This window comes from Microbacterium sediminis (assembly GCF_004564075.1).
Taxonomy (GTDB): domain Bacteria; phylum Actinomycetota; class Actinomycetes; order Actinomycetales; family Microbacteriaceae; genus Microbacterium; species Microbacterium sediminis.
In genome coordinates this window covers 1,732,996-1,748,848 of record NZ_CP038256.1, presented here as the reverse complement: position 1 = coordinate 1,748,848, position 15,853 = coordinate 1,732,996, and the positions used below count along the sequence as shown (strand labels likewise).

17 protein-coding genes and 4 tRNA genes are annotated in these 15,853 nt (G+C 72.6%); 11 read left to right on the top strand and 10 right to left on the bottom strand.

All coding sequences use genetic code 11. The annotated features are described in order from the left end of the window. The 3 genes from E3O41_RS08345 to E3O41_RS08335 form a co-directional block, all read right to left on the bottom strand. The gene (locus E3O41_RS08345) at positions 1-1,206 is read right to left on the bottom strand and encodes a thiolase family protein (protein WP_067024106.1); all 1,206 of its coding nucleotides are present in this window, start codon (positions 1,204-1,206) and stop codon (positions 1-3) included. Between the two features lie 74 nt (positions 1,207-1,280). Further along, positions 1,281-2,480, bottom strand: a complete 1,200-nt coding sequence (locus tag E3O41_RS08340; protein WP_067024103.1) for an HRDC domain-containing protein — start codon at positions 2,478-2,480, stop codon at positions 1,281-1,283. Beyond that, on the bottom strand, positions 2,473-3,054 hold the full coding sequence (locus tag E3O41_RS08335) for a DUF3000 domain-containing protein (protein WP_067024100.1): 582 nt from the start codon (positions 3,052-3,054) through the stop codon (positions 2,473-2,475). Before E3O41_RS08335 ends, E3O41_RS08340 begins: the two co-directional genes overlap by 8 nt. Positions 3,055-3,079: 25 nt before the next feature. On the opposite strand from E3O41_RS08335, the gene E3O41_RS08330 reads away from it, so the two are divergent. The 9 genes from E3O41_RS08330 to E3O41_RS08290 all read left to right on the top strand — a co-directional run bounded on the left by E3O41_RS08330 (position 3,080) and on the right by E3O41_RS08290 (position 8,634). Further along, on the top strand, positions 3,080-4,279 hold the full coding sequence (locus E3O41_RS08330) for an alpha/beta hydrolase family protein (protein WP_067024097.1): 1,200 nt from the start codon (positions 3,080-3,082) through the stop codon (positions 4,277-4,279). A 43-nt stretch (positions 4,280-4,322) separates the two neighbouring features. Further along, complete coding sequence (zapE, locus tag E3O41_RS08325) at positions 4,323-5,348, top strand: cell division protein ZapE (RefSeq protein ID WP_067024094.1); 1,026 nt, start codon at positions 4,323-4,325, stop codon at positions 5,346-5,348. Positions 5,349-5,537: 189 nt separating this feature from the next. Further along, a complete protein-coding gene (locus E3O41_RS08320; protein ID WP_067024091.1) occupies positions 5,538-6,800 on the top strand; it encodes an ammonium transporter in 1,263 nt (420 codons plus the stop codon). A gap of 84 nt (positions 6,801-6,884) precedes the next feature. Then, a complete protein-coding gene (locus tag E3O41_RS08315) occupies positions 6,885-7,478 on the top strand; it encodes a type II toxin-antitoxin system PemK/MazF family toxin (RefSeq protein ID WP_067024088.1) in 594 nt (197 codons plus the stop codon). 74 nt (positions 7,479-7,552) lie between these two features. Beyond that, positions 7,553-7,626, top strand: a tRNA-Val gene (locus E3O41_RS08310). A gap of 186 nt (positions 7,627-7,812) precedes the next feature. Continuing rightward, the gene (locus tag E3O41_RS08305) at positions 7,813-8,235 is read left to right on the top strand and encodes a siderophore-interacting protein (protein WP_240482274.1); all 423 of its coding nucleotides are present in this window, start codon (positions 7,813-7,815) and stop codon (positions 8,233-8,235) included. A gap of 101 nt (positions 8,236-8,336) precedes the next feature. Then, positions 8,337-8,409, top strand: a tRNA-Gly gene (locus tag E3O41_RS08300). Positions 8,410-8,464: 55 nt separating this feature from the next. Then, positions 8,465-8,535: transfer RNA gene (locus E3O41_RS08295), tRNA-Cys, on the top strand. Between the two features lie 27 nt (positions 8,536-8,562). After that, positions 8,563-8,634 (top strand) — tRNA-Val (locus E3O41_RS08290). A gap of 88 nt (positions 8,635-8,722) precedes the next feature. On the opposite strand, the gene E3O41_RS08285 is transcribed toward E3O41_RS08290, so the two are convergent. From E3O41_RS08285 to E3O41_RS08260, 6 genes are all read right to left on the bottom strand, one after another. Further along, on the bottom strand, positions 8,723-9,208 hold the full coding sequence (locus tag E3O41_RS08285; RefSeq protein WP_067024082.1) for a DUF4383 domain-containing protein: 486 nt from the start codon (positions 9,206-9,208) through the stop codon (positions 8,723-8,725). 48 nt (positions 9,209-9,256) lie between these two features. Further along, positions 9,257-10,450: a baeRF2 domain-containing protein gene (locus tag E3O41_RS08280; protein ID WP_067024080.1), complete on the bottom strand. Its 1,194-nt coding sequence runs from the start codon at positions 10,448-10,450 to the stop codon at positions 9,257-9,259. Continuing rightward, positions 10,443-10,679: a hypothetical protein gene (locus E3O41_RS08275; RefSeq protein WP_067024077.1), complete on the bottom strand. Its 237-nt coding sequence runs from the start codon at positions 10,677-10,679 to the stop codon at positions 10,443-10,445. The genes E3O41_RS08280 and E3O41_RS08275 overlap by 8 nt, the downstream gene beginning before the upstream one ends. 102 nt (positions 10,680-10,781) lie before the next feature. Next, complete coding sequence (locus tag E3O41_RS08270; RefSeq protein WP_067024074.1) at positions 10,782-11,903, bottom strand: FAD-dependent oxidoreductase; 1,122 nt, start codon at positions 11,901-11,903, stop codon at positions 10,782-10,784. Continuing rightward, entirely contained in the window at positions 11,900-12,610 is a 711-nt protein-coding gene (locus E3O41_RS08265; RefSeq protein ID WP_067024070.1) for a methyltransferase domain-containing protein, read from the bottom strand. Before E3O41_RS08265 ends, E3O41_RS08270 begins: the two co-directional genes overlap by 4 nt. A 1-nt stretch (position 12,611) precedes the next feature. After that, positions 12,612-13,754: a type III polyketide synthase gene (locus E3O41_RS08260; RefSeq protein WP_067024067.1), complete on the bottom strand. Its 1,143-nt coding sequence runs from the start codon at positions 13,752-13,754 to the stop codon at positions 12,612-12,614. A 115-nt stretch (positions 13,755-13,869) separates the two neighbouring features. On the opposite strand from E3O41_RS08260, the gene E3O41_RS08255 reads away from it, so the two are divergent. Together E3O41_RS08255 and E3O41_RS08250 are read left to right on the top strand one after the other, a co-directional pair. Continuing rightward, a complete protein-coding gene (locus tag E3O41_RS08255) occupies positions 13,870-14,559 on the top strand; it encodes a CPBP family intramembrane glutamic endopeptidase (protein WP_067024065.1) in 690 nt (229 codons plus the stop codon). Between the two features lie 81 nt (positions 14,560-14,640). Further along, the gene (locus E3O41_RS08250; protein ID WP_067024062.1) at positions 14,641-15,027 is read left to right on the top strand and encodes an ankyrin repeat domain-containing protein; all 387 of its coding nucleotides are present in this window, start codon (positions 14,641-14,643) and stop codon (positions 15,025-15,027) included. 7 nt (positions 15,028-15,034) lie between these two features. Here E3O41_RS08250 and E3O41_RS08245 read toward each other — a convergent pair whose 3' ends face one another. Next, a complete protein-coding gene (locus tag E3O41_RS08245) occupies positions 15,035-15,796 on the bottom strand; it encodes an SDR family oxidoreductase (protein WP_067024059.1) in 762 nt (253 codons plus the stop codon). Between the last annotated feature and the right edge of the window lie 57 nt (positions 15,797-15,853).

Sequence of the window (15,853 nt, the reverse complement as noted above, 5' to 3'; positions counted from 1 at the left end):
TCACTTCCGCTTCTTGCCGTTGTAGTAGGGGTTCTCCCAGACCACGGATCCGCCCTGGCCGAGGCCGACGCACATGGCCGTGAGGCCGTAGCGCACGTCGGGGCGCTCGGCGAAATGCGCCGCGAGCTGGATCATGAGGCGCACGCCCGAGGCCGCGAGGGGGTGACCGATCGCGATCGCGCCGCCCCACGGGTTCACCCGCGGGTCGTCGTCGGCGATGCCGAAGTGGTCGAGGAACGACAGCACCTGGATCGCGAAGGCCTCGTTGAGCTCGAACAGGCCGATGTCGTCGATCGTGAGGCCGGCCTTGGCCAGCGCCTTCTCGGTCGAGGGGATCGGGCCGATGCCCATGATCTCCGGCTGCACGCCGCTGAAGGCGAACGAGACCATGCGCATCTTCGGGGTGAGGCCGTGCTCCTTGACGGCGGCGCCGCTGGCCAGCAGGCTCACGGTCGCGCCGTCGGTGAGGGGCGACGAGGTGCCGGCGGTGACGCGACCGTGGGGGCGGAACGGCGTCTTGAGCGTCGCCAGGCCCTCCATCGTCGTCTCCGGGCGGCGACCCTCGTCCTCGGTCGCGAGGCCCCAGCCGCCGTCGGCGCCGATCGTGGAGACGGGCACGAGATCCGGCTGGATCTTGCCTGCCTCGTAGGCGGCCTGCACCTTCTGCTGGCTCAGCATGCCGTAGCGATCGGCGCGCTCCTTGGTCAGGTGCGGGAACCGGTCGTGGATGCGCTCGGCCGTGTTGCCCATGTTCAGGGCCTCGGGGTCGACCATGCGCTCCGCGACGAAGCGGGGGTTCGGGTCGGCGTTGGAGCCGATCGGGTGCTTGCCCATGTGCTCGACGCCGCCGGCGATGGCGAGGTCGTACATGCCCACGCCGATCGAGGCGCCCATCGTGGTCACCGCGGTCATCGCGCCGGCGCACATGCGCTCGATCGCGAGACCGGGGACCGTCTGCGGCAGGCCGGCGAGGATCGCGGTGCTGCGACCCAGCGTCAGGCCCTGGTCGCCGGTCTGCGAGGTCGCGGCGATCGCGACGTCGTCGATCCGGTCCTTGGGAACGTCCGCGTTGCGCTCCAGGAGCCCGATCATCGCCTTCACGACGAGATCATCGGCCCGCGTGTTCCAGTACATGCCCTTCTCGCCGGCGCGCCCGAAGGGCGTCCTGACTCCATCGACGAAAAAGACGTCCGAGAGCTCGGCCACTCTGCCTCCCATGTTTCGAGTGGTCTCAGCCTAGGTGGCTCCCACAAACGATGGGTGAACCGGTTGGGGAGACCCTACGAACTCTCGCCCGGGGCGTCGGCGGGCTCTTGCACCGGATGGACAAACGCCTCCGCGATCACCGGCGCGGTGAGCTCGATCTGCCATTCGCGGGCGCCCAAGGCGCGCAGCGCGTCGCCGATCGCCTCGGGCGTCACGTCGTGCGGCGGCTCCCACGCGACGCGGCGGAGCAGCTCGGGGGTGAGCAGATTCTCGGTCGGCATCTCGACGCGCTCGGCGAGGGCCGCGACGGCGGGGCGGGCGGTGCGCAGCCGGGCGTCGGCCTCGGGATTGCGGTCCTTCCACGCCTTCGGCGGCGGCAGCGTGTCGCCCCCGGGGAGCCGCTCCGGTGGGAGGTCGGAGGTGGTGCGGCCGGCATCGATCGCGGCCCACCAGCGGTCCAGCTGCGTGCGGCTGGCGCGTCCGTTGAACTCCTTCAGGCCGGCCAGCTGTGCCTTCGACGACGGCGCGGCGAGCACCGCGGCCACGAGCGCGCGATCGGGCACGAGCCGGCCGGGCGCGACGTCCTTTTCCTGCGCGAGCGCCTCGCGCGACTGCCACAGCTCGCGGGCGATCGCCAGGCCGCGTCGGCCGCGCACCTGGTGCAGGCCGCTGAGGCGGCGCCACGGGTCGGTGCGCAGCGGCTTGGGCTCGCGCGTGCGCACCTCCTCGAACTCCTGGCGGGCCCACTCGGTCTTGCCGGCCTCGTCCAGGGCCTCGGCCAGCACATCGCGCACGTCGACGAGGTGCTCCACGTCGAGTGCGGCGTACTCGAGCCACGCCTGGGGGAGCGGGCGCGTCGACCAGTCGGCCGCCGAGTGCTCCTTCTTCAGCACGATCCCGAGGGCCTGCTCGGTGACGGCGGCGAGCCCGACGCGCGGCCAGCCGAGCAGACGCGCCGACAGCTCGGTGTCGAAGATCGACGGCGGACGCAGCTCCAGCTCGGTCAGCGACGGGAGGTCCTGGCTGGCGGCGTGCAGCACCCACTCGACGTCGCCGATCGCCGCCTGCAGGGGAGCGAAGTCGCCGATCGGCGGCGGGTCGAACAGAAACACGCCCGCGCCGCGGCGGAACACCTGCACCAGGTAGGCGCGCTGCGAGTACCGGAAGCCCGATGCCCGCTCCACGTCGACCGCGACCGGTCCCTCGCCCGCCGCGATGCGCTCGGCCGCCTCGGCCAGCCCCTCCGGCGTGTCGATCACCCGGTACTCAGTCACGTTCCGCCTTTCTCGCCCCGAAGACCGCGATCTGCTCGGATCCGGGGGGAAGTCCTGCCAGCATGCAGACCAGCTCCGCCCACGCCTCGACGTGCACCAGCGGGTCGCCCTCGGGCGTCCACGAGGCCCGCAGCTCGATCTGCGCGCCGTCGCCCTCGCCGGCGAGCCCGCCGAATCCGGTCGACAGCGTCTTGGTGGCCGTCCCCGATGCCGAATGGTACGCCGCCCCGCGCGAATCGAGGGCGTCGATCAGCCACGACCACGTGACATCGGCCAGCAGCGGGTCGGTCCCGATCTCCGGCTCCAGCGGCGCCTGGGCGAAGGAGACGATGCGGAACGCGCCGCCCCAGGCCTCCGGCTCCTCGGGATCGTGCAGCAGGATGAAGCGGCCGGTGCCGTAGGGGGAGTCGCCGTGCGCCTCGGGGCGCACGTCGCCGGCCAGGGCGAGGGAGCGCGGGGCGATCCCCTGCGGCGAGGGGATCTCGCGCACCGCGAAGTCGTCGCGGAATTCCGCGGCCCGCACACGTGCCTCCGCCTCGGCGAAGGCGTCCGGATTCGGACCGTGATCTGTCACGCCGACAGATTAGGCTGAGGGGGTCATGAAGCATCCCAGGCGCGCCGCACCGGTCGGGGCCGGACTGCTGCTCGCGGCCACCGCGATCGGCCTCATCGCGGGAGCCATCGGGACCGTCGCCACGCGCATCGCGCGCGTGGCCCGCGTGGTGGTCACGCCCGCCAACCGGGTGGCCGACCTCGAGGTGCGGGGGATCGACACCGCGGCGCAGACGATCACCCTCTCGCGCACGCCCGACACCGAGCTGCCGGGGCGGTACGGCCTGTTCACGAGCGGCACGACCGAGTACGTCAAGATCGGCGCCGTCCTGCGCACGGACGACGAGACCGTCACCCGCAAGCTGCTCACCCACATCGGCCGGGACTACCGCATCGGCAAACCGGCGGCCTTCAGCGGCTGGTACTTCGAGTCGCCCGCCGAGCTGCACGTTCCGTACGAGGAGGTCGACATCACGACCCCCGTCGGCCCGGCGCCGGCGTGGCTGGTGCCATCCGGGATCGAGGGCGGCCCCGGCGAGACCTGGGCGGTGCTCGTGCACGGCCGCGGCACCAACCGCGCCGAGGTGATCCGCACCGTCCCCGTGCTGCGCGAGGCGGGGATCACCTCGCTGCTGATCTCGTACCGCAACGACGGCGTCGCGCCCTCCAGTACCACCGGCCTGTACGGGCTCGGCACGACCGAATGGCCCGACGTCGAGGCGGCGATCTCGTTCGCCCTCGCCCGCGGCGCGCGCCGCGTCGTGCTGATGGGGTGGTCGATGGGCGGCGCGATCGTGCTGCAGACGCTCGTCAACACCGCGCACCGCGACGCGATCGCCGGCGTCATCCTCGAGTCGCCCGTGGTGGACTGGCGCACGGTGCTGAAGTACCAGGCGCGCGAACTCGGCGTCCCGCCCCTGGCCGCGCTGGCGACGATGAGCATGCTCGAGTCCGGGATCGCCTCGCGCGTGCACCGCATCGGCCGCGTCATCGACTTCGACGATCTCGACATGGTGGCGCGGGCGAAGGAGCTGGACTGCCCGATCCTGATCCTCCACAGCGACGACGACGGCTTCGTGCCGTCCGACGCCTCGCACCGGCTGGCGGAGCTGCGGCCCGACATCGTCACGCTCGTGTCGTTCAGCGTGGCGCGCCACACGAAGCTGTGGAACTACGACGAGGCCCGCTGGAACACCGCCATCCGCGACTGGCTGGCGGCGCTCGCGCTGGCGCCCGAGACCGACTGAGGCCGGGCCGGAGCACCGCCGCGCGCCGGTAGAATCGGGCATCATGACCCAGGCTCCCGCCGGCACCTCCACCGTTCGCCTCGCGGACCTCCACCCGCAGCTGACGGGGGAGGAGATGCTCGCGAGCCTCGTCCCGCCGCCGCAGTTCGACGACGCGACCTTCGAGTCCTACCGTGCCGACGCCGACTACCCGTCGCAGCAGGAGGCCAAGGAACTGCTGACCGCGTTCGCGGTGGGCGCGCAGCCCGCCAAGCGGGGGCTGTTCTCGCGCAAGCCCAAGGTGCCCGACATGAAGCCGGGCGTGTACCTGGACGGTGGCTTCGGCGTGGGCAAGACCCACCTGCTCGCGTCGATCTACCACGCCGTTCCGGCCCGCCGGAAGTACTTCGGCTCGTTCATCGAGTACACGGCCCTCGTCGGCGCGCTCGGCTACAAGAACACCGTGGAGCTGCTGCGCGGCTCGGCGCTGCTGTGCATCGACGAGTTCGAGCTGGACGACCCGGGCGACACCATGGTGATGACGCGGCTGCTGGGCGAGCTCGTCGCCACGGGGACGCGCCTGGCCGCCACGAGCAACACGCCGCCGAACGCCCTGGGCGAGGGTCGGTTCGCGGCGCAGGACTTCCTGCGCGAGATCCACGCCATGGCGTCGAGCTTCCAGACCATCCGCATCGACGGCGTCGACTTCCGCCAGCGCTCGCTCGACGGGCACGCGCCGGCCCTCGCGCCCGACGAGTACGCGGCCGCGCTCGCCGCGGTGGGCGGGGTCACCTCCGACGACGCGTTCGATGAGCTCATCGCGCACCTGGCGCACGTGCACCCCTCGCGCTACATCCGGCTCATCGACGGCATCCGGGCGGTCGGCCTGCGCGACGTGCGGCGGCTGACCGATCAGTCCGAGGCGCTGCGCTTCGTCGCCTTCGTCGATCGCGTCTACGACGCGCAGCTGCCGATCCGCGCGACCGGCCTGCCGCTGCACGACGTCTTCAGCGACGAGATGCTCGCCGGCGGGTATCGGAAGAAGTACCTGCGCGCCATCTCGCGGCTCGTCGCCTCGACCAACTCCTGAGCGCTCCCCAGGGTCCTGAGGGCCCGCGGTGAGCCGGTTGCCACGCCGCCGAAACGTGATCTTCACACAAACGGCACCCGCGTAATCTCCGCGAAACATGGGTCGCCTGCTCCAGGAAATCGCGAGCCGAGAGACTGTCGAAACCCGACGCTCCACTTTTCGCGTCCTGAAGAGAGGTTCCCTTTCGACATGGATCAAGGCAACACAGCATTCATGCTCATCGCAGCGGCCCTGGTGCTGCTGATGACGCCAGGTCTGGCGTTCTTCTACGGCGGTCTCGTCAAGGCCAAGAGCGTCATCAGCATGATGATGCTCAGCTTCGGCGCCCTCGGGCTCATCGGCGTCCTGTGGGTCCTCTACGGATACGCCATCGCCTTCCCGGGCGCTGAGGGACTGCTCGCCCCCTGGTCGATCGACTTCAGCGCGATCGGACTCGACAGCCTGCTCGAGACCGGTGACGACGCGGCCTTCCCGCCGATGGCGTTCGTCTGCTTCCAGGCGACCTTCGCGATCCTCACGGTGGCGCTCGTGTCCGGCGCCATCGCCGACCGCGCCAAGTTCGGCTCGTGGATGATCTTCGCCGGTGTGTGGGCGACGGTCGTGTACTTCCCGGTCGCCAGCTGGGTGTTCAACTTCGGCCTCGCCGAGGACGGCAGCTTCTCGTACGGCGGCTGGATCACCTACGGCATGCAGGAGATGTTCGGCGTCGGCGCCATCGACTTCGCCGGCGGCACGGCGGTGCACATCAACGCCGGTGCGGCCGCGCTCGCCCTGGCGCTGGTGCTGGGCAAGCGGGTCGGGTTCCAGAAGGGCGTGCACACCCCGCACAACCCGCCGTTCGTGCTCCTTGGCGCCGGCCTGCTGTGGTTCGGCTGGTTCGGCTTCAACGCCGGCTCCGAGCTCGCCGCCGACGGCACCGCCGCGCTCGCCTTCATCAACACGATCGGCGCCCCCGCCGCGGCCCTGCTCGCCTGGCTCGTGGTCGAGAAGATCAAGGACGGCAAGCCGACCTCCGTCGGTGCCGCCTCGGGCGCCGTCGCCGGTCTGGTCGCCATCACGCCGGCCTGTGCGTCGCTGCACCCGATCTGGGCGCTGCTGCTGGGCGTCATCGCCGGTGCGGTCTGCGCGCTCGCGGTGGAGCTGAAGTGGAAGCTCGGCTTCGACGACTCGCTCGACGTGGTGGGCATCCACCTCATCGGCGGCCTCATCGGAACGCTGTACCTCGGCTTCTTCGCCAACGGCACCGGCCTGTTCATGGGCGGCGGCGCCACGCAGCTGCTCGTCCAGTTCATCGCCGCGGTCGCGGTGCTGGTGTACTCGTTCGTGCTCGCCTACGTCATCGCCTTCGCCATCGAGAAGACGATCGGCTTCCGCGTGAAGAGCGAGGACGAGGTCGCCGGCATCGACTCGGTCGTGCACGGCGAGGAGGGCTACGTCCTCGAGGGTCGCTGACCCCTCGCGCTCGATCCACGGAAGGCGTCCCGGCTTGCGGCCGGGGCGCCTTCCCGCGTCTGCGGCGGCCGATAGGCTCGGCGCATGGCCAGGAGCGGGATCCTCAAGCAGCTGCTCGACGTCGGGGTGCAGATCCTCGGCGCCGTGCTGAAGTCGTCCAGCGCGAAGACCCCCTCGGGATCCGCCACCACGGGCGGAACGCCGCCGCGCACGCGCCCCACGCGGACGACGACGCGCAAGCCGGGCGACGACATCTGGTCGGCATCGACCCAGACCGTCGAGCTCGATCCGCGCGGCGTGCCGGATCTGCGCCTCGCCTACGCCCCGCACCCCGACCGCGATCCCGACGCCGGCGAGGTCGTGTGGACCTGGGTGCCGTACGCCGAGAACGACGGCCGTGGCAAGGACCGCCCCGTCCTCGTGATCGGGCGCCACACCGCCGATCGCGTCTACGCCGTCAAGCTCACCAGCAAGGAGAAGGAGGACGGCCGGGAGTTCCTCCCGCTCGGCTCCGGCCCCTGGGACTCGAAGGGTCGCCCGTCGTGGGTGGACCTCGACCAGCTGTACAGCGTGCACGTCGACGGCATGCGCCGTGAGGCGTCCGCCCTCGACCTCGACCGCTTCGCCCGCGTCGCCCAGCAGCTGCAGCGCCGCTACGGCTGGAAGGCGGCCGACTGACGCGCGCGGGATGCGCCGTGTCGGGAGCATCGCGCCCGATCGGGTAGTATCTATGAAGTCCCTTCGCGGGGCATGGGCGATTGGCGCAGTTGGTTAGCGCGCTTCCTTCACACGGAAGAGGTCGTGGGTTCGAGTCCCGCATCGCCCACTCGAAATTATGGGTCCCCCTTGTCGCGGCTGATGCCGCTTCACAGGGGGATTTCTCGTTGTGTCTGTCGCGGGGGCGACCCCGCGGGCCCCGATGTCGCGCGGCGCGGTGCGCCGGCGACGGGCGCGTGGAGGCTTTGGCTGGCGCGGGAGAGCTGGCGCCGGGGTTGTGCTGCCGCCGCGCCTCGTGGGTGCCGGGAGCATCGACCAGGGCCGCGGCTGGCGCGGGCTGCCGAGCGACTGGCAGCTGATCGTCGCCGACGAGAGCGGGCTGCCCGCCGCCGCCGGCATCCTGCGCGACATGCCCCGAGAGGCGGTCGGGCATGCGCTCATCGAGCTGTTCGACGAGCGTGACCGTCAGCACGTCGATGCGCCCGAGGGGATGACGGTGCACTGGCTGATCCGCGATCCCGCCATGCCGCCCGGGACGCGTGCGCTGCCGTACCTGCAGGCGCTGGACCTGCCCGGCGGTGTCGCCTACGCCTTCGTCGTGGGGGAGCAGGCCCTCGCCACCGGTGCGCGACGGCACCTCGTGCGGGAGCGGGGGATCGATCGCAGGCAGGTCACGTTCTCGGGTTACTGGAAGCGTGGCGCCGCCACGATCGGGTGACGGGTGAACATCCGATGACGCGCCCGAGATGCGGGCTCGGTTTGGATGATCGGCGGATCTCGCCTATAGTCATATGAGTCGCCGGGAACACCGGAGACAACGCGGATGTAGCGCAGTTGGTAGCGCATCACCTTGCCAAGGTGAGGGTCGCGAGTTCGAGTCTCGTCATCCGCTCGAGTGCAGGGCTTCTCGAAAGAGGAACTCGGCATGCGGGTCCTCGATCCCCCGCGGTGGCGTGGCCGAGCGGCTAGGCACCGGCCTGCAAAGCCGTTTACACGGGTTCGAATCCCGTCGCCACCTCGTCTGAAAACTGAACAGCTCTCATGAGCGCGATTAGCGCAGCGGTAGCGCGCTTCCCTGACACGGAAGAGGTCACTGGTTCGATCCCAGTATCGCGCACCGAAGAAAACCCCCGGTCCTTCCGGGGGTTTTGTGTTTTCGGGACGAGCCGCCCCTCGGGGCGCTCCGGGAGGCGGCTCGTCCCGCTCTAGACCGCGAGGTGCTCGTCGCCGTTGCCGCGGCGATGCGGGCGCTGCGTGCGTCCCAGGAGGATCCCGAGCCCGATCATCGCGACCGCCAGCGCGAAGTGCAGCCAATTGTCGGCCGTGTTGAGCGGCACGAAGTTCGCGCCGTGGTCGTGCGGGACGAGCAGGCCGTACAGCCACAGCACGGCGTAGACCGCGCCGCCCCAGATGAGGTACTGCTTCGACGCGCCCCAGGTCCGCGCGACCGCGATGCCCGCGGCGCCGTAGAGCACATGGACGAGGTTGTGCAGGATCGAGACCTGGAAGACCCCGAGCAGCATCGCCTCGGAGCCGTGCCCCGCGAAGCGCAGCGTGTCGATCCCCGTGGTGAGCCCCGGGATGAATCCGCCGATCCCCACGATCAGGAAGACGATTCCGTAGACGAGCGCCGCCTTCTGGACGGGCGTCTCGGCGAACCTGCCGCTGTCTGCGTGCCGTGCCGTGCTCATGATGATGTCCTTCCTTCGGTCGCGGTCCCGCCGCGGTAGCTCAGGGAATCACCGCGGACACCCGCGCACGAGGGACTTGACGCCGACGGCGCCGGCGTGCGTCAGGCGGACGCCGACTCGTCGGCCCAGCGCAGCGCCGCGAGCGGTGCCTGCGTCTCGCGGCCGGAACGGGGCGCATCCGGCGCGCCGTCCTCCTCTTCCGCGACGAGCACCCGCGCGCCCGAGAGCAGCGCCGCGCGGGCCAGCGCCTCGGCCAGCGGCAGCGCCGCGATCGGCGTGGCACCCACGGCCTCCGCGGAGCCGCCGGCCACCCATGGGCGGGCCATCCAGCGCGTCCAGCGTCTCGGTGGCATCGAGCAGACGCGCGTCGAGCACGAGGGTGTCGACCCGGGCCTGCTGCAGGGCCGCGACGACCTCGCCCGTGCCGCGCGCCCCTGCCGCCCCGTCGCCCGCGGAGGCGCGCGCCACGACCGCGTCGAGCTCGCCGCGCACCGCCGCCTCCACGGCCTCGGCGACGGCGTCGTCCACGCTTGCGCCGTCCGAGCCGGGCGCGCGCGTGTGTGCGTCGACCTCCACCACGAGATCGCGCGTCGCGGGACCGAGCTGGTCCTGCAGCAGCTGCCGCGCGCGCACGTCGCCGCCGATGACGACGAACCGTGGCCGGCGCTCGCGCACGATCCGCTCGACCGCGTCCGCGACCTCCGCCTGGTTCCGCGACCAGATCTCCTCGGAGTGCTGCTGGTACTTGAGGTGCGACCAGCCGCCGGCCTGCACCTTCGGCAGGCTGTCGGTACGGCCCTCGATGTGCTGCGTCGCCTCGACACGCGCCCGCCCGGCGCGCTCCACGCGCAGCTCGGCGCCGTCGCGGCCGGTCTCCACCACGAGGTACCGAAGATCGGCGGCGCGGTGCCGCACCAGCGGCAGCACCCGCGGCAGCGCGTCGTGCCCGATCACCTCGGGCCCGAGCCGAGGGCCGGCGAACCGCTCGTCGACCTCGATCCGCCCGTCTCGCGTGAGGAGGTAGCGCGCCGACGGGCTCGGCAGGCCGCCGTCCTCGTCGAGCGCGCGGCCGATCTCCTCGATGTCGGCCGCGGGGGCACCGGCGTCCTGGAGGGCGTCGATGACCGCCCGTCGGCGCGAGCGCTCCGCCGCCTGTGGCTCATTGCCGTGCCCGTCCACGTAGGCGTATGTCCACGGACCCGGGCGCTCCAGGAAGGCGGCGAGATCGGTCGCCTCACTCATCGCCGTCTCCGGTCTGCTCGGCATCCTCGGCGTCGCCGTCACGTGCGCCGTCGCCGCGGAAGGCGCGCTCGACGGCGGGCTCGTCGGTGTCGTCGGGGAGCGGCTCGGTCTCGCGGAATGGCTCGGCGTGCGGGCTGCCGTGGCCCTGCACCATGCCGCGGGTCTCCTGCTCGAGCTGTTCGTCCACTCGCGGCCCGTGCGTCGTGTTGCCGCGCTGCGCGTCACTCATGTCATCTCCCTTCGTCCGTCCCTCGACGCTAGGCGCGGCCCCGCGCGGCATCGATCGGGTTGACGAGACGCGGGGCGCTCGTTAGGCGTGTCGCCCCGGCGCTCACAGGCCGTGCATGGTGAAGGCGCGGGCGAGGGTCGTGCTCGCCGGCGGGCGGGCGAGCGCGCGGACGAACGCGTCACGGGCCGCCCCGCGCAGCCCGTCGACGGGCGCGCCCATCGCCATGTTGAAGGCGGCCCGGCGCATCGCCCGATCGGCCGCGGCCGTGCGCCGGCGCTCGTATGCGCCGAACGGCGCGGGAGGCGCGCCGCGTTCGAGCGCGCCGAGCAGCGTGGCCGCCAGATCCACCGCGCCGACCCACCCGAGGTTCATGCCCTGCCCGCCGATCGGACTGATCTCGTGGGCCGCGTCGCCGACGAGCGCGACGCGCCCGCGCGCGAGCCGGGCGCTCGGGCCCTGCCGGGCGGTGAAGCGGCTGGGCGGCGTGAGGTCGCCCGGCGCGATCCGCACGCCCACCCGTTCGCGCAGCAGCGCCGCGAAGCCGGCGGGATCGCTCGGCGCGGCCTGCCGATCGACGCGGATGACCCAGCGGCGCCGGCCCCGCGGCAGCGGGAACGACTCCACGACGCCGTCGTGCTCCAGATGGATCACCGCCTCGTCGTCGGCGGCATCGCCTCCGGATGGGGCATCGGCCATCACATAGTCCGCGGTCCCGCGCCGCCGTCGCGTGTCCACGCCCAGCAGGCCGCGCACCGTGCTGCGCACGCCGTCGGCCGCGACGAGATACCGCGCCGATGCGATCGCCCCGCCCTCGCCCTCGACATCCACCGCCGCCGCGCGGGCGCGGACCCCGGTCACCCGCAGGCCGCGTCGCAGCGCGCCGGGGGCCAGGGCCGCCAGGCGCGCCTCGAGCAGCTCCTCGGTGCGATCCTGCGGCAGCGACAGCACCGGGCGATCGAAGCGGAGCCGGCCCAGCTCGCGCCCGCCGCGGCGCGCGACGCCCCGCCGAATGGCGACGGCATCCGCGCGCACCGGCGCCCCGACGCGGGCGAGGTCCAGCGCCTCGAGCCCCGGCGGGTGGATGCCGATCGCGCGGGGCACGCCCGCCGGCGCGGTGCGCCGCTCGCAGACCGCCACGTCGACGCCGGCGCCGGCGAGCAGGTCCGCGAGAAGCAGGCCCACGGGTCCCGCGCCCACCACGACGACATCGTGCGGACGGCTCACGGAGTCTCCCGCACGAGCTCGAGCCGCGATGGGAATGCGCGATGCACCCGCCATCCGGCCGGGGCGAGCGCCGCCGCCTCGCTCGCGGTGCGGCTGCGGCGGATCGAGGTGAGGCCGTCGCGCCGGATGAACGTGTCGCGCAGCGGGCCGGCCTGCAGCGGCCAGGTGACGGCCGCGAAGGCGGCGTACGCCAGACGCGAGCGCTCGATGTCGCCGTGCACCGCCACCCCGCCCGGGGCCAGGAGCGCCGCGCTGTCGTCGAGCACGGCCGCGACCTCGTCGTCGCCCAGGTGATGGAGCACGTGGTTGGAGACGACCGCGTCGAAGCGCTCGCCGTCCGCCCGCAGCGCGCCGGTCGCGACCGCCCGCAGCTCCAGGCCGGGCGCCGGGTGCCGGCGCGCGAAGCCGATCGCCCGCTCGTCGGGATCGATCCCGAGCACGGTCATCGCCAGACCCTCCCGCTCGGCCCAGCGCAGCAGCCGGCGCGGCAGGTCCGCGCCACCCGTGCCGACGTCGAGCAGCCGCAGCGGTCGCGAGCGCCGCAGGCGGGGCCGCAGCCAGCGCCGATACAGCGCCCGCTGGCCCGACACCACCGCGTTCACGAGCGCGAAGCGGCGGTAGGTGCGCTCGAGCGTGCGGACGTCGCAGCGCGGATCGTCCATCAGCTCGCGCGCCTCCGCGTCGCGTTCGGCGAGGAACGCGGGCATGTCAGCCCCGGACGGTCAGCAGCGCCGACTCGACGGTGAGCCCCGGGCCGAACGCCATCGCGGCGATGCGGTCGCCGTCGGCGGCGGGGGAATCGAGGATGCGCCGGAGCACGAACATCACCGTCGCGCTCGACATGTTGCCGTACTCGCGCAGCACCGCCCGGGGAGGGCCGACCTGCTCGTCGCTCAGATGCAGGGCCGACTGCACGCGGTCGACGATGCTGCGGCCGCCGGGGTGGACGGCCCAGTGCGCGATCGCCTCGCCGGCCGCCCCGTCCTCGAGGGCGCGGGCGAGCTCGTGCTCGTGGGCGAACAGCGGCTCGACCGCGCCGATCACGTGCTCGCCGATGATCGAGGGCACCGCCGGCGACAGTCCGATCTCGAAGCCGTGATCGCCGATCCGCCACGCCATGTCGCCCTCACCCTCGGGGGTGATCCGCGTCGCGAAGCGGTCCAGCCCCAGCACGCGGGCCGTCGGCGGTGGCGGGCAGCTCGTCACGACGCCCGCGGCGGCGCCGTCGGCGAAGAGCGACGTCGCCACGATCGTGTCGGGGTCGTCCGAGGCGCGCAGGTGCAGCGTGCACAGCTCGACGCTGATCACGAGCACCGCGGCGTGCGGATCGGCCTTGCACAGCTGTGTCGCCAGCCGCAGCGCGGGCATGGCGGCGTAGCACCCCATGAAGCCGAGGTGGTACCGCTGCACGCCCGCGCGCAGGCCGAGGTCGCGCGCGACCTCGAAGTCCGGCCCGGGCGCGTAGAACCCGGTGCACGAGACCGTGATGACGTGGGTGATCCGCTCCGTCCCGATCCCCGACGCCTCCAGCGCGGCCCGGCCCGCGTCGACGTAGAGGCGGCTCGCGTGCGCGGCGTAGATGTCGTTGCGTGTCCGCGTGCCGGGGTGGAGCAGCTCGCCCGAGGCCGCGTCGAAGAACACCGGCGCCTCGCCGTCGTCGCGCGGGCGCTGCGTGAGCTCCTCGAGCACGGTGTGGCGGGTCTCGATCCCGGACTCCCCGAACGCCGTCGAGACGATCCGGCGCCCGAGCCGGCTCAGCCCGGGCTGGGCCGCGAACACGTCGCGGACCTCCTCCTGCACGAGAACGGTGGGCGGCACGACGGTGGACAGTCCCTGCAGCGTCACGGTCATGGGCGCGAGCGTAATCAGCCGCCGACGGGCGCGGCAGGGGCTTGCGTCGCGGCGTCCGACCTGGTTCGCGGGCGTCGTTCACCGCGCGTTTCCCCGCTTCGCTACGCTCTCGTCGATGTCCACCGCACCCGTCCTCATCGCCTCACCGCCGCGCCCCCGGATCCCGTCGGCGATCCTGCTGATCTCGCCCCTCGCGGTGATCCTGCTCGGCCACCTCATCGCCCGCGTGGCGACCGCGATCCATCCGCCCACGGCGTGGGTGGCGGTGGCGTTCGCCTACTGGGGCGCGATGTGGCTGGTGATCGCGCTGTCGACCGGTCGCGAGCAGCGCCGCCGCTGGTGGGCGCCGGCCGCGCGGCGCCCGTGGTGGGTGATCCCGGCGGCCGTCGCCCTGGGCGTGTTCCCGATGGCGGGCATCCTGCTGCTGAACCTGCACGTCGTCGCCGAGCACGCCGCGCTCATCGCGCCGTGGCTGGTCTTCGCCGCCGTGAACCCGATCGTGGAGGAGGCGTACTGGCGAGGCGCGCTGGCGGATGCGACGGCGGCGTGGCCCGCCTGGGCGGCCGGCGCATACTCGACCGCGCTGTTCGTGGCGAGCCACCCGCTCATGTGGGGCGTGTTCTCGGAGGGCAACCGGTCGCCGATGCTGTACGCGTCGCTGACGCTCATGGGCGCCGCGTGGTTCGCGATGCGCCGCGTCACGGGGAGCCTGCGCTGGGCGACGCTCTCGCACGCGCTCGTCGACATCGGCAACCTGTCGGTGTTCGTGTTCGTCAACGCCTATGTGCCGCCCGCCCTGCACTGACCGTCCCGCGCCGACGCCGATCTCGTTACCCTGAAGGGGCGCCGCCCGCACGGGGCGGCGCCGAGGTGATGAGAGGGCGAGATGAGCGACGACAAGCGCGACGACGAGATGCCGGACGACGTGGTGGAGTTCGCGAACCGGCTGTTCGACCTCGCCCGTGAGGGCGACGCCCGCCTGCTCGAGTACATCGATCAGGGCGTCAGCTCCGACCTCACGAACGCCGCCGGCGACACGCTGCTCATGCTCGCGGCCTACAGCGGCCACCTGCACCTCGTGCGCGGCCTGCTGGAGCGCGGCGCCGACGCCAACCGGCTCAACGACCGCGGGCAGGCGCCCGTCGCCGGCGCCGTGTTCAAGGGCTACGACGACATCGTGGGCGAGCTGATCGCCGCCGGCGCCGATCTGGACGCCGGTGCACCGAGCGCCCGCGCCACCGCCGAGATGTTCGGCCGCCCGCTGCCGGGCTGAGCGCGCCTCAGCGCGCGGCGTGCGGGTCGGTGGCGTTGACCGTCTCGACGACCGCGTCGTAGTCGCCGCGGACCTCCGCGAAGCGCAGGAACTTCACGCGCTCGACGAGGATCTCGTGCGCCTGCGGATCGGCCTCGAGCAGCGCGATCACCTCGTCCGCGAACTCGTCGAGCGGCATGGCGAGCGGATTGGTCGCCTGCCCCGGCAGCAGATCCGTCTGCACCGACGGCGGCACGATCTCGACGACCGAGACGCCCTCGCCGGCCAGCTGGAGCCGGATCGACTCGCTGAGCATGTGCACGAACGCCTTGCTCGCGTTGTAGGTCGGGGTCGGGCGCAGCGGTACGGAGGCCAGCCCGCTCGAGACCGTCACGATCGTGGCGTTCGGACGGGCGCGGAGGTGCTCCACGAACGCCGCGATGAGCCGGATCGGGCCGAGGACGTTCGTGGCGACGATGCGCTCGGCGGTGTCGAGGAAGCCCGCGGTGCGCCAGTCCTCCGGCGCCATGATGCCGGCCATGAGCACGACGGCGTTCACCTCGGGCCAGCGGCGGATGACCTCCTCGGAGGCCGCGCGGATGCTGTCGGCATCGGTCGTATCGAGCCGGACGGTGCCGAAGCCGTGCTCGGTCGCGAGCCGGTCGAGCAGCTCCTGGCGCCGCCCGCCGATGATGACGGTGCTGCCGCGACGCTGCAGGCGCCGGGCGAGGGCGAGGCCGATGCCGCTGGTCGCGCCGGGGATGAAGACGGTGTCTCGTGTGATGTCCATGAGTCCAGCGTGGGCGTGCCGCCGCGCCGGCGGGAGAGACCCGCGCATCGGGGGATC

Excerpts from the sequence above, each read along its gene's own strand:
- E3O41_RS08330 (WP_067024097.1), top strand. The coding sequence starts at position 3,080 with ATGAAGCATCCCAGGCGCGCCGCACCGGTCGGGGCCGGACTGCTGCTC.
- zapE (WP_067024094.1), top strand. The coding sequence starts at position 4,323 with ATGACCCAGGCTCCCGCCGGCACCTCCACCGTTCGCCTCGCGGACCTC.
- E3O41_RS08320 (WP_067024091.1), top strand. The coding sequence starts at position 5,538 with ATGGATCAAGGCAACACAGCATTCATGCTCATCGCAGCGGCCCTGGTG.
- E3O41_RS08315 (WP_067024088.1), top strand. The coding sequence starts at position 6,885 with ATGGCCAGGAGCGGGATCCTCAAGCAGCTGCTCGACGTCGGGGTGCAG.
- E3O41_RS08285 (WP_067024082.1), bottom strand. The coding sequence starts at position 9,208 with ATGAGCACGGCACGGCACGCAGACAGCGGCAGGTTCGCCGAGACGCCC.
- E3O41_RS08280 (WP_067024080.1), bottom strand. The coding sequence starts at position 10,450 with ATGAGTGAGGCGACCGATCTCGCCGCCTTCCTGGAGCGCCCGGGTCCG.
- E3O41_RS08275 (WP_067024077.1), bottom strand. The coding sequence starts at position 10,679 with ATGAGTGACGCGCAGCGCGGCAACACGACGCACGGGCCGCGAGTGGAC.
- E3O41_RS08265 (WP_067024070.1), bottom strand. The coding sequence starts at position 12,610 with ATGCCCGCGTTCCTCGCCGAACGCGACGCGGAGGCGCGCGAGCTGATG.
- E3O41_RS08260 (WP_067024067.1), bottom strand. The coding sequence starts at position 13,754 with ATGACCGTGACGCTGCAGGGACTGTCCACCGTCGTGCCGCCCACCGTT.
- E3O41_RS08255 (WP_067024065.1), top strand. The coding sequence starts at position 13,870 with ATGTCCACCGCACCCGTCCTCATCGCCTCACCGCCGCGCCCCCGGATC.
- E3O41_RS08250 (WP_067024062.1), top strand. The coding sequence starts at position 14,641 with ATGAGCGACGACAAGCGCGACGACGAGATGCCGGACGACGTGGTGGAG.
- E3O41_RS08245 (WP_067024059.1), bottom strand. The coding sequence starts at position 15,796 with ATGGACATCACACGAGACACCGTCTTCATCCCCGGCGCGACCAGCGGC.